The 13278-nt window shown below is 66.0% G+C and carries 12 protein-coding genes; 2 read left to right on the plus strand and 10 right to left on the minus strand.

Annotated features, from left to right (window positions below):
- Window positions 1-2 precede the first annotated feature (2 nt).
- Window positions 3-920 carry an IclR family transcriptional regulator gene (locus MUB46_RS05800; RefSeq protein WP_261614928.1) on the plus strand — a complete coding sequence of 306 codons (918 nt, stop codon included), beginning with the start codon at window positions 3-5 and terminating at the stop codon, window positions 918-920.
- Window positions 917-1714: an enoyl-CoA hydratase-related protein gene (locus MUB46_RS05805; RefSeq protein ID WP_261614929.1), complete on the plus strand. Its 798-nt coding sequence runs from the start codon at window positions 917-919 to the stop codon at window positions 1712-1714. Before MUB46_RS05800 ends, MUB46_RS05805 begins: the two co-directional genes overlap by 4 nt.
- A 13-nt stretch (window positions 1715-1727) precedes the next feature.
- Here the strand turns inward: MUB46_RS05805 and MUB46_RS05810 are convergent, their stop codons facing one another.
- The 10 genes from MUB46_RS05810 to MUB46_RS05855 form a co-directional block, all read right to left on the minus strand.
- On the minus strand, window positions 1728-2495 hold the full coding sequence (locus MUB46_RS05810) for a CoA-transferase subunit beta (RefSeq protein ID WP_261614930.1): 768 nt from the start codon (window positions 2493-2495) through the stop codon (window positions 1728-1730).
- Window positions 2492-3433: a CoA transferase subunit A gene (locus tag MUB46_RS05815; RefSeq protein WP_261614931.1), complete on the minus strand. Its 942-nt coding sequence runs from the start codon at window positions 3431-3433 to the stop codon at window positions 2492-2494. The genes MUB46_RS05810 and MUB46_RS05815 overlap by 4 nt, the downstream gene beginning before the upstream one ends.
- Window positions 3430-5577 carry an acetate--CoA ligase family protein gene (locus tag MUB46_RS05820; RefSeq protein WP_261614932.1) on the minus strand — a complete coding sequence of 716 codons (2148 nt, stop codon included), beginning with the start codon at window positions 5575-5577 and terminating at the stop codon, window positions 3430-3432. Before MUB46_RS05820 ends, MUB46_RS05815 begins: the two co-directional genes overlap by 4 nt.
- Before the next feature lie 795 nt (window positions 5578-6372).
- The gene (locus tag MUB46_RS05825; RefSeq protein WP_261614933.1) at window positions 6373-7104 is read right to left on the minus strand and encodes an SDR family NAD(P)-dependent oxidoreductase; all 732 of its coding nucleotides are present in this window, start codon (window positions 7102-7104) and stop codon (window positions 6373-6375) included.
- Window positions 7105-7119: 15 nt separating this feature from the next.
- A complete protein-coding gene (locus tag MUB46_RS05830) occupies window positions 7120-7851 on the minus strand; it encodes an SDR family NAD(P)-dependent oxidoreductase (RefSeq protein WP_261614934.1) in 732 nt (243 codons plus the stop codon).
- Between the two features lie 68 nt (window positions 7852-7919).
- Window positions 7920-8792 carry a beta-keto acid cleavage family enzyme gene (locus tag MUB46_RS05835; RefSeq protein ID WP_261614935.1) on the minus strand — a complete coding sequence of 291 codons (873 nt, stop codon included), beginning with the start codon at window positions 8790-8792 and terminating at the stop codon, window positions 7920-7922.
- 11 nt (window positions 8793-8803) lie between these two features.
- Entirely contained in the window at window positions 8804-10243 is a 1440-nt protein-coding gene (locus tag MUB46_RS05840) for an NAD-dependent succinate-semialdehyde dehydrogenase (RefSeq protein WP_315902708.1), read from the minus strand.
- A gap of 62 nt (window positions 10244-10305) precedes the next feature.
- A complete protein-coding gene (locus tag MUB46_RS05845) occupies window positions 10306-11637 on the minus strand; it encodes a TRAP transporter large permease (protein WP_261614937.1) in 1332 nt (443 codons plus the stop codon).
- Window positions 11630-12172 (minus strand): TRAP transporter small permease subunit, encoded by a 543-nt coding sequence (locus MUB46_RS05850; RefSeq protein ID WP_261614938.1) that lies wholly within the window; start codon window positions 12170-12172, stop codon window positions 11630-11632. Before MUB46_RS05850 ends, MUB46_RS05845 begins: the two co-directional genes overlap by 8 nt.
- A 46-nt stretch (window positions 12173-12218) precedes the next feature.
- Window positions 12219-13259: a TRAP transporter substrate-binding protein gene (locus tag MUB46_RS05855; protein WP_261614939.1), complete on the minus strand. Its 1041-nt coding sequence runs from the start codon at window positions 13257-13259 to the stop codon at window positions 12219-12221.
- Window positions 13260-13278 lie beyond the last annotated feature (19 nt).

Here is a 13278-nt window from a genome sequence, read left to right on the forward strand (position 1 = left end):
ACATGACGACAAGCCGCGACGATTCCGCTGATTCAGGGCAGGAAGCCGATTCGAGTGAATCGGAGCCGTCTCCCCGTGAACGGGTCCGGCGGAGGCGCACCAGTGGCGTCGTCGCCAAAGATCGTGATTTCGTCAATGCACTGGCGCGAGGGCTGGCCGTGCTCGAGGCCTTCAGCACCACCGAGCAGGTGTGGTTGAACGGCATGGAAGTCGCTCAGCGCGTCGACCTGCCGAAGCCGACGACCTCGCGCCTGCTGCAGGCCCTGACCGGGCTCGGTTATCTCCATTATTCTCCGCGGCGACGCCAGTACAGACTGGGTACGTCCGTACTCAGCCTCGGCTTTGCCGCGCGTGAGCCCTTCAGCCTCGGCGACCTGGTCCGTCCCTATCTCAAGGAACTCGCCGACACGTACAATGTCCACGCCTCGCTGGCCGGGCGGGACCGGCTCGACGTGATCGAGCTGGAAGTCTGCCACAGCCTCAACACGCTGATGACGCTGCGGCTCGAGGTCGGCTCGCGTATCCCGCTCGCCGGCACCGCGACCGGCCATGCGCTGATCGCGCCGCTGCCGCAGGTCGAGCTCGATTATCTTTTCACGCATCTCAAGGTCCGTCACGAGAAGCACTGGGACGAATTGAAGGCCAGCATCGAGAAGGGCCGAAGCGAGGTCGCCGACCACGGCTACACAACGGCGTCTGCTAGCTGGAATACGGATATCAACGGTGTGGCGGCGCCTCTGATCTTTCCGGGCGGCTCGCCGGTCTATGCCTTGGCCTGCGGGGCCCCGGCGCGGCACCTGTCCGCCGTCAAGCAGCGCGCCATAGGACAGCGCCTCGTCGCAGTGGCGCGCGCCATCGAAAAGCAGCTCCGCGACGGCGGTGCAGTCATCGAACCCATCGTTGCGGAGAAGCAGTCGTGAGTGAACCACGTGTATTGATCGACAGACGTTCAGACGGTGTCGTGGTGCTCACGCTCAATGACCCTGAGCGTCGCAATCCGATGTCGGACGCAGAGATGATCGAGGCTCTCATTGCCGCACTGCAGGGCGTGGAAAGCGATCGTGATGCCCGCGTGCTGGTGATCACCGGTGCGGGGCCGGTCTTCTCCGCTGGCGGCAACGTCAAGGAGATGCACCAGAAGACAGGCATCTTCGGCGGGTCGCCTTCCGATATCGCCGAGGCCTATCGCGCCGCCGTGCAGCAATTGCCGATGATCCTGTCGCGAATCGACATTCCCACCATTGCCGCCGTGAACGGGCCGGCGATGGGCGCGGGATGCGACCTGACGCTGATGTGCGACCTCCGGCTCGCCTCTACCAAGGCCGTCTTCGGCGAGGTGTTCGTCGATCTCGGTCTCGTGTCCGGTGACGGCGGCGGCTGGTTCCTCGTGCGCCATCTGGGCTATCAGCGCGCGGCCGAAATCAGTTTTCGTGCCCGCCCCGTCGAAGCGGCCGAGGCGCTGACCTTGGGCCTGGTACTGGACGTTCACGAGCCGGAAGACCTGATGGACCGCACGCTTGAGCTCGCCGCCGAGATTGCAGCCAAACCGGTGCCGGCAATTCGCATGACGAAGCGCTTGCTGCGCATGGCGGAGCGCGCGCATCTCCAGGACTATCTCGCCGCGGTCGGCGCCATGCAGGCGGCTGCCCACGGCACGGACGAGCACGCGGCCGCCGTCGCGGCTTTCGTCGAAAGGCGCAGCCGGCCACGCTGACGGGCCGGCTTCACTATTCGCGCAGCAGGCCCTTCGGGTCCACGGTTTCACGCAGCAGGGAGAGTTCGCGATCGCTCGGCAGGGCAGTCGTGACCACTTCGTCTTCCGTGAGAAGGTCGAAACCGGTATTGGCGGCAACCTCTTCCGGCGAGCTCCACGGATGAACCGACTTCAGGCGCATGCGCAACGTGTCGGGATGGAAGTCCATCACCGCAAGTGGCGTGACGCAAAGGCGCGGACCGCCGGTAAGCCCGGCCGCCCGAAAGCTGTCCGGTCCGTCGAGATAGCCCGGCGAGGTAATGAAATCGACGCGCGGCACAAATGTGCGAGACGAGTGGTTCCCGGTGCAGATGTAGAAGCGACGTGACGTCGCCGCGTAGGAAATATTGGCCGCACCGGGGCCCCGCATCTTCGGTTTGTCGATGGTGCCGCCAATATGATGCAGGTTGATATTGCCGTAGGCATCCACCTGCATGCCGTTGTGGAAGAAGAAGTCGAGGCCCCGGTGCGAATGGCCAAAAAGCTCCAGAAAGGTCTCAGCGGCTTCGCAGGCGCCGAGCGCGCGGTCGTCCAGCATCGAGTTCCAAAGCTGCTTCGGCCTCGGATTGACGAACATCTCACCGGCGATCTGCAGATCGGGTGCATGTATCAGCCGCGCCAGCATCATGGCGGCCATGGGGATCGCGGCCGACGCCCCGGCGGCGCCCAGTTCGCCATCCTGCAATTCGCGCGACAGGACAACCGCCTGCAACTCGGCAGGGGTGCAGGGACGTTCGGTCATAGTTCGGCCGCCTCGTTTTCCAGTTCCTTCATGCGCGCGGCCCCGCCGACGCTATCGACATAGGCCTGCGGATCCCGCGTGCCACGCACGTGGCGGTCGAGATAGGCCTGGAGCTGGGGGCGCGCTGCATCACCGCCCCGGCGCACGGCTTCGGCCACCGTCGCATAGTGTTCGATGTGGGCCTCGTCGATGCTGTAGAGCGGAAAACTGCCCGTCGGATGGGCGCCATAGGGCAGCTCCACGATCGCATCGACATAGATGCACGGGATCGTCGTCTCTCGCGATCGCTCAACGATATTCTCGGTCGAGACGATGCGATCCACGCTGACGATCACCCTTTCCGCCGCCCGCGCGATCATCTGGTCGGCATAGGTCATCGTCGAGAGATGCCGCACATTGCCATAGACATCGCCTTCCTGCGCATGAAGCAGCGCCAGCTTCGGCCGGATCGCCTTTGTGGCAAACAGCTTCTCGCCGGAGAAGGGACACTCGATCGGAGCGATCAGCGGGTTGTTGGCTGGTACGTCGGAGCCTTTCCAGGCCGCGACCGGCTGAAACGGAACACCGTTTGCCGCCGCCAGGAATCCGCCCACGACCGACAATGCGTCGACGCAGTGCGCCGTGATGGTGCCGGCTTCCGCTGCCGCGCGGAACGACGGGCACATGCGGTCCTCCAGCGTGACCGCCGGCAGGAACGTCTCCGCCACGCAGCCCGCGGCGATCATAAGATCGGCATCGAAACCGGAGCCCGGCGAGGAGATGAGTTTCAGCTCCTTGCGGCCCGATCGGATCACTTCGCGGACCAGCGCCATCGGCCGGCCCTGTTTGAAGAGGCCGCCAAGCGCGAGCAGATCCCCGTCGCCGAGCCATTCGCCGATGAGCGCTGCGGCCGCGTCGGTTTCGACGAGTTTGCGTCGCCGTTGCATCGTCTCGTTCATGCGCTGCACCGTGCCTTGAACACGCTCGCATCGAGCGGCCACGCGCCTTCGCCGGCCAGCCCGACGCCCACGGGATTCAACTCCAGGCCGGCGAAATCGGGCCCGAGCCTAGGGGCCAGCGCGGCGACGCCGGATACCATCGCCACGAGCGCGTCGACATCGAGTAGAGGACGGCCGCGCGCGCCCTGAAGAATGCGCGAGATGCGGCAGCTTTCGATCATGCCGCGGACCTCGTCCTCATCGAGCGGCAACACGCGTGTCGCCACATCCTGCATGATCTCGGTGTAGATGCCGCCGGCACCGAAAGTCAGGGTTGGGCCGAACTCCGGATCGAGACCGAGACCGACGATCACTTCCGCCTGCGGACGGACCGTCTCGGCCACCAGGAAGCCTTCGAACTCGAGGTTGTTCCGGTCGGCGCTTTCGAGCATGGCAGCCGCACGTGTCTCAAGCGCTTCCGTGTCCGGCAGCGCGACGGCCACCAGGCCGAACTCGGACTTGTGGACGACGCCACGCGCGATCCCCTTCAGGGTTACCGGATAGCCGATCGTTTCTGCGGCCTCCCGCACCTTTGCCATATCCATCCCGGACACGAAGGTCTCGGCCGGAAAAGGAAGGCCTGCAAGCTTCAGGAAGGACTTGCTTGCGGCTTCGTCGAGCGTTTCCAGATCGACATCAAGGCTCGGCGTGCTGTTGCTGCGCCCTTCGCGGAGAAGCCGCGACGGCTTGTCCCGCGCCGTCGCCAGCGCGGCGGCCCCCGCGACGGCAGCGGTGAAGGTATCGACACGGGTGAACGTGGGCGTCCCGGCCGCGCGAAGGTCGCGCAAGGCCTCGCCATTGAAGATCTCGGACGGCCAGATCACCGAGACGGGCTTTCCGGTGCGCGCGTGCGTCGCCTTCACCGCCTCGGCCACGTCGGCGCCCCAAGGCGGCACGATCGGCGTGTTGGCTACCGCAATGGCGTTGAGAGCGGGATCGTCGGCGAAGGCGTCCAGACATTCCGCGAAGCCACCGGGCCTGCGGAATGGCGTACCGCCGATGTCGACGGGGTTGTTGGCAGACAGAAAGGCGGGCACGTCGTTTCGCATGCGTTCGACGGTGGCAGGGCCAGGCGTCGGCAGGCTGACCGCGCCGGTCTCTTCCAGAGCATCGGCGACGCAGCCGCCAAAGCCACCGGAGACGGTGATGATGCCCATCGTACGCGCCGCCGCGCCGGGCTGCGCCACGTAGTGGGCGACGGGCAGCAGATCCTCAATCGAGCGCACATCAATCCAGCCGAGCTGGCGGACGGCGGCTTCATAGCTGCCGCGTGCTCCGACCAACGCGCCCGTATGACCGGCGGCGGCTCTGCGCCCCGCATCGGAGCGGCCCGTCTTGTACACGACAATCGGCTTGCCCGCGGCATGGGCCCGCCGCGCCGCTTCCAGCATCCGGTCGGGCTGGCGAAACCCCTCGACATACAGGGCGATCACGCGCGTCGCGGGATCGTCCACCAGATAGTCGACGCAATCGGCCAGGGTGGTCACCGCTTCGTTCCCGGTCGAGATGAGATGGCTGAGGCCGATGCCGCCGCGTGCCGCTTCCTCCAGAAGCGCGCTGCCAAGCGCGCCGCTCTGAACGACGATGCCGATCTCGCCTATCGGCGCCAGCGCGGCACTGATGCGGCTCGTCGAGCTCATCGCCACGCGCTCTGCAAAGTTCACAAAACCCGTGGTGTTGGGGCCCAGCATCGCCCCGCGATGCGCGGCAACCAATTCCGCCAGTTTGGCCTGACGCGCCGCACCATCGGATCCTGATTCCGAAAAACCGCCGGTGATGACCACGAAGGAACGGCAGCCGAGCCCCAGTGCCTTCTCCACAACCGGAAAGACGTCGTCGGCGGGCACCGATACCAGAACGCAATCAGGCGTGTGCTCAAGCATGGCCAGATCGGTAACGCTCTCCACGCCGTCTATCACCGCCGGTTCACGGGTAACGAGGTCTATCCGACCCGGATACTCGTGCAGGCGCAAATGATCGAAGACGGCGCGTCCCCCGACCTGAAAAATGGCCTTCTTGGTGGAGACACCGACGATGGCGATGGACCGGGGGTTGAACAGCTTATCTAGAGACACGGTTCTGACTTCGTTTGATGATGCGGACACGACGAATTGATAGCGGCCACATCCGGAAAATCAAGAAAAATAAAAATGCATTCCGCATAGTGATTTGATATCGATGACAAGCGATCCTCTCTTCACAGAGATTTTGTCCCGTCACCGCTCGCAGATTGTACGACATGCGCTGGCAAACGTGGCGCCCCGGGACAACACCGTGGCCGGATCAAGCGCCTCGCTCGCGACCGCAGGCGCATTTCGTGGCTTCGCCATGCAGCCAGACGTGCTGTCGCCACGCCCCTCGATGGGCGACCGCCCTCTTCCGCATGTCGTCAGCGCAGACCGCGCCACCCCACGCATCCGGCTTCGCAAGCGACATGGGGCCGCGATCGGATAAAGCGGCTCATCTTGGGAGACGGGGCAGCGTGCGAGATCGCATGCCTTCGGAGTGCCGAAGGGTGCGGAAAAGCACGTGGCATTGCGTGCCAGCTTCCACGGTCGCGCCTTCGAGGCGTCGAGCCCGAACCGAAAGGGAATTGCAGCCTATTGCTAAAGCTGTGTCGTTTTGGATTGACGCGTCCGCGCGATCCGAATGCCGAGGACGTTGATGTTCCCCAGAGCCGGTCAGCCAGTCAGTCCGATAGCCGCGTCCATACGGAGCGGCTGCGTTGCGCCGGGATGGCCCGTTTCGCCTGCGATGGCGGTCGCCATCGTGCGGGGGGCATGCGGGCGTCGATGATGACCCGCGCTATTCAGGCAGTCGGCGGATCGCGTCCGACTGCCTGAATAGCGCGGGGGCTCCGAGCGTGTGAGCGCCGGAGCCCCCGGGCAAGTCCGGGACGGTCAGTCCATGTACAGGCCGCCGTTCACGTCGAGGATGCTGCCACACATATAGTTGGATGCCTCGCCGAGCAGGAACACGATCGGCCAGGCGATTTCCTCGGCCGTGGCCATCCGCCCCAGCGGCACCTTGTCGGAGGCGAAGGGCTGGCCGTCGAGAAGCCCGGTGTCGGCGCTGCCCGGCGCGATCGCGTTGACGCGCACGCCGTGGCGCGCGCCCTTGAGCGCCAGCCACTTGGTCACGGCGTGGATGCCGCCCTTGGAGCCGACGTAGTGCGGCCCGGCCTGCAGCCCGCCCATCTTGCCGGACGCCGAGCCAACGAACACGATACGCCCCTGCCCCGCCTCGCACATCCGGCCGAACCAGGCCCGCGCCGTGTTGATGGCGCCGCGCAGGTTGACGTCGATCACGCGGTCGAAGGCGCTGTCCCAGTCGGGCGCTTCCCAATCGTCGAAGGGCAGCACGCCGGCATTGACGACGAGCCCGTCGACGGGGCCGATCTCGGCGGCCAGGCGCTCGACGCCCTGGCGGTCGCAGACGTCGCAGGCATGGAAGCTGACCTGATCGCCATAGGCCTCGAGCCGCGCCATCGCCTCCGGCCGCTCCTCACGGTCGAGCAGGAAGACCCGCGCGCCCATGCCGAGGGCGGCCTGCGCGGTGGCGAAGCCGAAGCCGCCCAGTCCGCCGGTCACGACGATACGCTGCCCCTGCAGCGAGAAGGGGTTGTCTTTCATTGTCTCGACCTTTCGTCAGAGCATGCTGAAACCGCCATTGACGTGGATCGTTTCGCCGGTGACGAAACTCGCCCAGTCGCTGGCCAGGAATGCAATCGCGCGGGCGATGTCCTCGGGCTCGCCGCGGCGCTTCATCGGGGTGGCGTCTTCCATCGCCGTGCCGATCTTCTCCAGAAGCGAGGCGACGAAGCCGGTGTCGACGAGGCCCGGCGAGACGCAGTTCACGCGCACGCGCGGCGCGAGTTCCGCGGCAAGGCTGCGCGAGAAGCTCAGCACGGCGCCCTTGGCGGCGGCGTAGTGGGCATGCTCGCGCGATCCCTTGTGGCCGGCCAGCGAGGCGATGTTGACGATCGCTCCGCCCTCGCCCATGGCATCGCCGAAAGCGCGGCAGGCGCGGAACACGCCGTCGACGTTGACGGCCATCATCGTCGCCCATTCCGCGTCGGTCATCTCGGCCACCATCCGGTCGCGATAGAGCCCGGCGGCCGTCACCAGCACGTCGCAGCGGCCATATCGCTCCATGACCGCGGCCTTGAAGCTGTCGAACGACGTCGTGCTGGTGACGTCGAGCGCGTGGCACAGCACCCGGTCGCCATCCATGGCGGCGGTTGCGCCGGTGATCTTGTCGACGTCCAGGTCGCCGAGCGCCAGGCTGGCACCGAGATCATAAAAGAGCTTCGCCGTCGCGGTCGGAATGCCGCCGGCGGCCCCGGTGATGACGACGATCTTGTTTTCAAAGCTGAACATTCAGCGCCTCGTTGTCTGCTTTTCGAATAGGCGGTTCGGGGGGCCGTCCCGGAAGACGGCCCGTCCCGTCACAACCCCAGGAGCGTTCTGGCCTGCGTGGCCGATGCCGGGCTCGCGCCAAGGCTGGCCAGGATATCGACGGCACGCCTGACCAGCTGCGCATTGCTGTCGGCCAGTTCGCCGCGGGCGATATAGAGATTGTCCTCCAGCCCCACGCGCACATGCCCACCCGCGAGCCAGCTCTGCGCCACCATGGGGAACTGCATGGCACCAATTCCGAAGGCGGACCACTCGACGTCCTGCGGCAAGCGGTCGCGCATCTGCAGGAGCGTCGCCGGGTCGGCCTCCGCACCCCACGGCACGCCCAGGCAGAGCTGGAAAATCGGCCTGGTGTGGAACACGCCCTCGTCCAACAGGCGCCGTGCCAGCCGAATGTGGCCGAGATCGAACACCTCGGCCTCGATGGTGACGCCGGCCTTGGTGATCTCGCTGGCCATCGTCCGCAGGTGGCCGGGCGTGTTGACGAAGACATGCTCGCCGAAGTTCATGCTGCCGACATCCAGGGTGCAGATGTCGGGGCGGATCTTCAGCACATGCTCCATGCGCTTGGCCGTGCCCTCGAGCGTCGTTCCCGGCGCGCCGACCTGCGGACGGGCCTCGTCGGGAACGAAGCGCGCGCCGGCGCCGGTCGTCAGGTTGACGATGACCTCCTGATTGCGCTCACGGATCAGCGCAACCGTCTCCTCGTAGAGATCGAGCCGCATCGAAGGCTGCCCGGTCTCGGGCTCGCGCACATGCAGGTGCACGATCGCCGCGCCGGCCTCGGCCGCCGCGAGCGCCGAGTCCGCGATCTGCGCCGGCGAAACCGGCACGGCCGGGCTCTTGTCGACGGTATCGGCCGAACCGGTGATGGCGCAGGTAATGATCGGGTTCTGTCTCATGACGCCGCTTCTCAGACCGCCGGGCCTTCGGACACGTATTTCGTGACCAGGAACTCTTCCAGGCCTTCGGCCCCGCCCTCGCGGCCGTCGCCGCTCTGCTTGACGCCGCCGAACGGCGTCTCGGCCATCGATGCGATGACGTGGTTGATGGTGACGACGCCGGCCTCGATCTCCTCGGCTGCCTGGCGCGCGGTGTCCATCGCATTGGTGAAGACGTAGGAGGCGAGCCCGACGGGCAGCCGGTTGGCCTCGGCGAGGGCGGCATCCAGGCTGTCGACGGGCATGATCGGCGCCAGCGGTCCGAACGGCTCGTCGTTCATGATCTGGCATTCGGTCGTGACGTCGGCGATCACGGTCGGGGCCCAGAAATTGCCCTGGTTGCCGACCCGGTTGCCACCGGCCGTGATCTTGGCGCCGCGCGCGCGGGCGTCGGCGACCAGTTCCTCCATAACGTCGAGGCGGCGCGGATTGGCGAGCGGCCCCATCTCGGTGCCCTCGACGGCGCCGTCGCCGACCTTCACGCTGTTGGCGATCGTCGTCATCTCCTCGACGAAGGCGTCGTAGACTGGCGCCTCGACCAGGAACCGGGTCGGCGACACGCAGACCTGGCCGGCATTGCGATAGAACTTGCCGGTCGCCGCGACACGGGCCGCCTTGCGCACGTCGGCATCCTTCAACACGATGACGGGGGCGTGACCGCCCAGCTCCAGCGTGCAGCGGATCAGGTTGTCGCTGGCCAGCCGGGCCAGATGTTTGCCGACGGGGATCGAGCCGGTGAAGGAGACCTGCCGGATGACGTCGGACGCGATCAGGTAGGACGAGATCTCGGCGGGAACGCCGAACACCATGTTGACCACACCGGCAGGGATGCCCGCGTCATGGCAGGCGCGCACGATCTCGACGCAGGTGCCCGGCGTTTCCTCGGCGGCCTTGATGATCGACACGCAGCCGGCGGCCAGCGCCGCACCGATCTTGCGGGCGGGCACGATGCCCGGGAAGTTCCAGGGCGACAGGCCGAGCGCGGGGCCGATCGGCTCCTTCAGCACCATCTGGCGATGGGTGGTGTTGCGCGCGGGGATGATGTGACCGTAGGTGCGGCGCGCTTCCTCGGCGTACCATTCGAACACGTCTGCCGTGTAGACCATCTCGACGCGGGCTTCCGGCAGCGGCTTGCCCTGCTCCAGCGTCAGCACCTGCGAGATCTGTTCGCTGCGCTCGCGCAGCAGCGCGGCCACTTTCTTCAGGTAGGTCGAGCGCTCGTGGGCCGAAACCTTCTTCCACTTGGCGAAGGCCGCGCGCGACGATGCCAGGGCGTCATCGAGGTCGGCCCGGCTGGCATGCGGCAGCGTGGCGATCACTTCGCCCGTCGCCGGATTGTAGACCGGCTCGGACGCGCCCTCGGAGCCGTCGCGCCAGACACCATCGATGTACAGTTTCAACGTCGGATACATAGAGTTCATCCCTCTAGTCGCAGGTCACAGGTCGTTGTTAGGGGAAACCGCCCGGGCGCCGGCTACATCAGGCTCGGCAGCCACAGGATGATCCCGGGGAACAGGATCGTCGCCGTCAGGGCGATCAGCTGGATGAGCACGAAGGGGATCGCGCCCTTATAGATGTTCTTGACGCTGATCGTCTGCTTGGCGATGCCCTTCAGGTAGAACAGGGCAAAGCCGAAGGGCGGCGTCAGGAACGAGGTCTGCAGGCAGACAGCCAGCAGCACGCCGAACCACAGCGCGATGTCCTGCGGCTCCACGCTTGCACCGAAATCCAGACCGACGATCACCGGCAGGAAGATCGGCACGACGATGTAGGTGATCTCGATCCACTCCAGGAAGAAGCCGAGGACGAACACGAGCGCCAGCACGGCGATCATCGTGCCGTAGGGCCCAAGTCCCATCGCGTCGGTGGCCGAGGCCACCAGGTCGTTGCCGCCAAGGCGGGTGAAGACAAGAGAGAAGCACGTCGCTCCGACCATCAGCCAAAGCACCATCGCCGTGGTGGTCACGGTCGAGCGGGTCGCCTCGCCGAGGATACGCCGGTTGAGCCCGCCATGCATCGCCGCCAGGACCATCGCGCCAGCCGCACCTATCGCGGCGGCTTCCGTCGGCGTAGCGATGCCGGCCAGGATCGATCCGAGTACGATGGTGATCAGCACCAGCGGCTCGACGAAGCCGCGCAGCTGCGTCAGGAAGCTGAGCTCCTCCCAGTCCTTGTCGACATAGGCGGGCGCGGCCTGGGGCCTGAGAAAGCAATAGGACAGGATCGTCACGAACATCAGGCCGGCGATGACCAGGCCCGGCATGATGGCGCCGGCGAACAGCTTGCCGACCGACACCTGCATCTGGTCGCCGATCAGCACGAGCATGATGCTCGGCGGAATGAGGATGCCCAGCGTGCTCGATGCCATGACGACGCCGGCGGCAAGCTCCTGGCGGTAGCCGGCCGCGTGCATGGCCGGCAGCGCGATGATGCCCAGCAGCACGACGGAGGCCCCGATGACGCCGGTCGCGGCGGCGAAGATCACGCCGATGATCACCACCGAAAGCGCGATGTTGCCGGGAAAGCGTCCCATCATGCGCGCCGACGACAGCAACAGCGTGCGCACGATGCCGGAGCGTTCCAGCACCAGCCCCATGAAGATGAACAGCGGGATGGCCAGAAGCAGCCAGTTCATCATGACGTTCACGTAGATGCGCGACACCACGATGTTGAAGAAGCCCAGCGGCAGGCCGGCCAGCAGGCCGACGCCAATACCGACGCCGCCGAGCACAAAGGCGACCGGAAAGCCGAGGAAGATGAAGACGATCAGAAGCCCGATCATCACCAGGGGCAGCAATTCAGTCATGGCGGACAGGCTCCCCCTTGATCAGGAAGACGATGTTGCCGCACAGCCGCGACAGGCTTTCCAGAGCGAGCAGGAAAAGCCCGACCGGAATGGCCGCCTTGAACAGGAAGATGTGCGTCAGGCTGCCCGAATGCGACGTCTCGGCGGCGAACCACGAGCGCTCGACGAAGCCGATCGACGCCCAGCCGGCAACCGCCAGGAAGGGCAGCATCAGGAACAGGATGGCGAGGCTGTCGATCACGGCGCGCGTTCTGTCCGAGAACGTCCCGCTCAGCATGTCGACCATCACATGCTCGCCGCGGCGCAAGGCACTCGCCCCGGCGAACAGGAACATGATGCCGAACAAGAAGGACTGCAGCTCGATCAGTGTGTTGGCGGTGACGCCGCTGCCTATGACGGGCAGCGACACTGGCCACGACACGACCTCGTTGAACCCGAGCAGGCGGGCGCCGATGCCGATCAGAACCAGAGCGATCAGCGGCAGGAGGAGGGCGGCGCTCAGCCGCCCTGCCCCGTTTACGAGATATCCAATCACCACAAGTCCTCCTTGCAGCGTCCGCCTGGGGCGGGCAACCGTCGCCTTACTTGCGCGGCAGAACCTTCGCGTTCCACACGTCGACACTCGCCACGTAGGCGTTGATGGAGTCGAGCGCGCGCTTGAAGAGCTCGTCCTGCTCGGCCTGCTCGGCAAGCGTCTCGTCGGTCGCCGTCTTGAGCGCGGCCATCACGGTCTCGGGGAACTCCCGGACCTCGACGCCCTCTTTCTCCAGCTCGACCAGAATGTCGCCCTGGAGGGCGTTGATGGCGTAGAGCGACCACAGCACGTTCGCCTGGCAGGTGGTCTCGATCGCCGCGCGCTGCGCGTCGGTCAGGCCCTCCCACGTGGTCTTGTTGACCAGCAGCGAGTTCCAGCTGCCCGGCTGATGCCAGCCCGGGAAGTAATAGTACTTGCCGACTTCCGGCAAGCCGAGCTGACGGTCGAGCGAGGGGTGGGAGAACTCGGCCGCGTCGATGCGACCGCGCTCCAGCGCCAGGTACACCTCGCCACCGGGGATGAGCAGCGGCGTGACACCGAGCTTCTCCACCACCTTGGCGCCCAGGCCGCCGATACGCATCGACAGGCCCTTCAGGTCGCCCGGCTCGTTGATCTCGACATTGAACCAGCCACCCGGCTCCGGCGCGGTCAGGTGGCAGGGCACCGGAACGACGTCGTAGGGAGCATACGCCTCGCGCAGCAGCTCCAGGCCGCCGCCCTGGTACATCCAGCCGACGAACACCTCGCCCTGCGGGCCGAAGGGCATCGCGCCGATGAGATTGGCAACCGGAATCTTCGAACCCCAGTAGGAGGTCCAGTCCCAGCCGGCCTCGATGGCGCCGGAGCTGACGGCGTCGAACACCTCGAAGGACGGGACCAGCTCGTTGGCCGAGAACACCTTGACCTTGAGGTCGCCACCGGTGACGGCTTCGAGCTGCTCGGCGAAGCGCAGCGAGGATTCGCCCTGATACAGCATGTTGTTCGGATAGACGCTCTGAACCTCAAGCGTCTTGGCATAGGCCGGCGTCAACGCGGTCGCACCGCAGATCGCCATCGTGATTGCGAGCGCCTTCGTGCTCTTGGACATCGGTATTTCCTCCATTTTA

The sequence above is a fragment of the Microbaculum marinisediminis genome, from assembly GCF_025397915.1.
Classification (GTDB): Bacteria; Pseudomonadota; Alphaproteobacteria; order Rhizobiales; family Tepidamorphaceae; genus Microbaculum; species Microbaculum marinisediminis.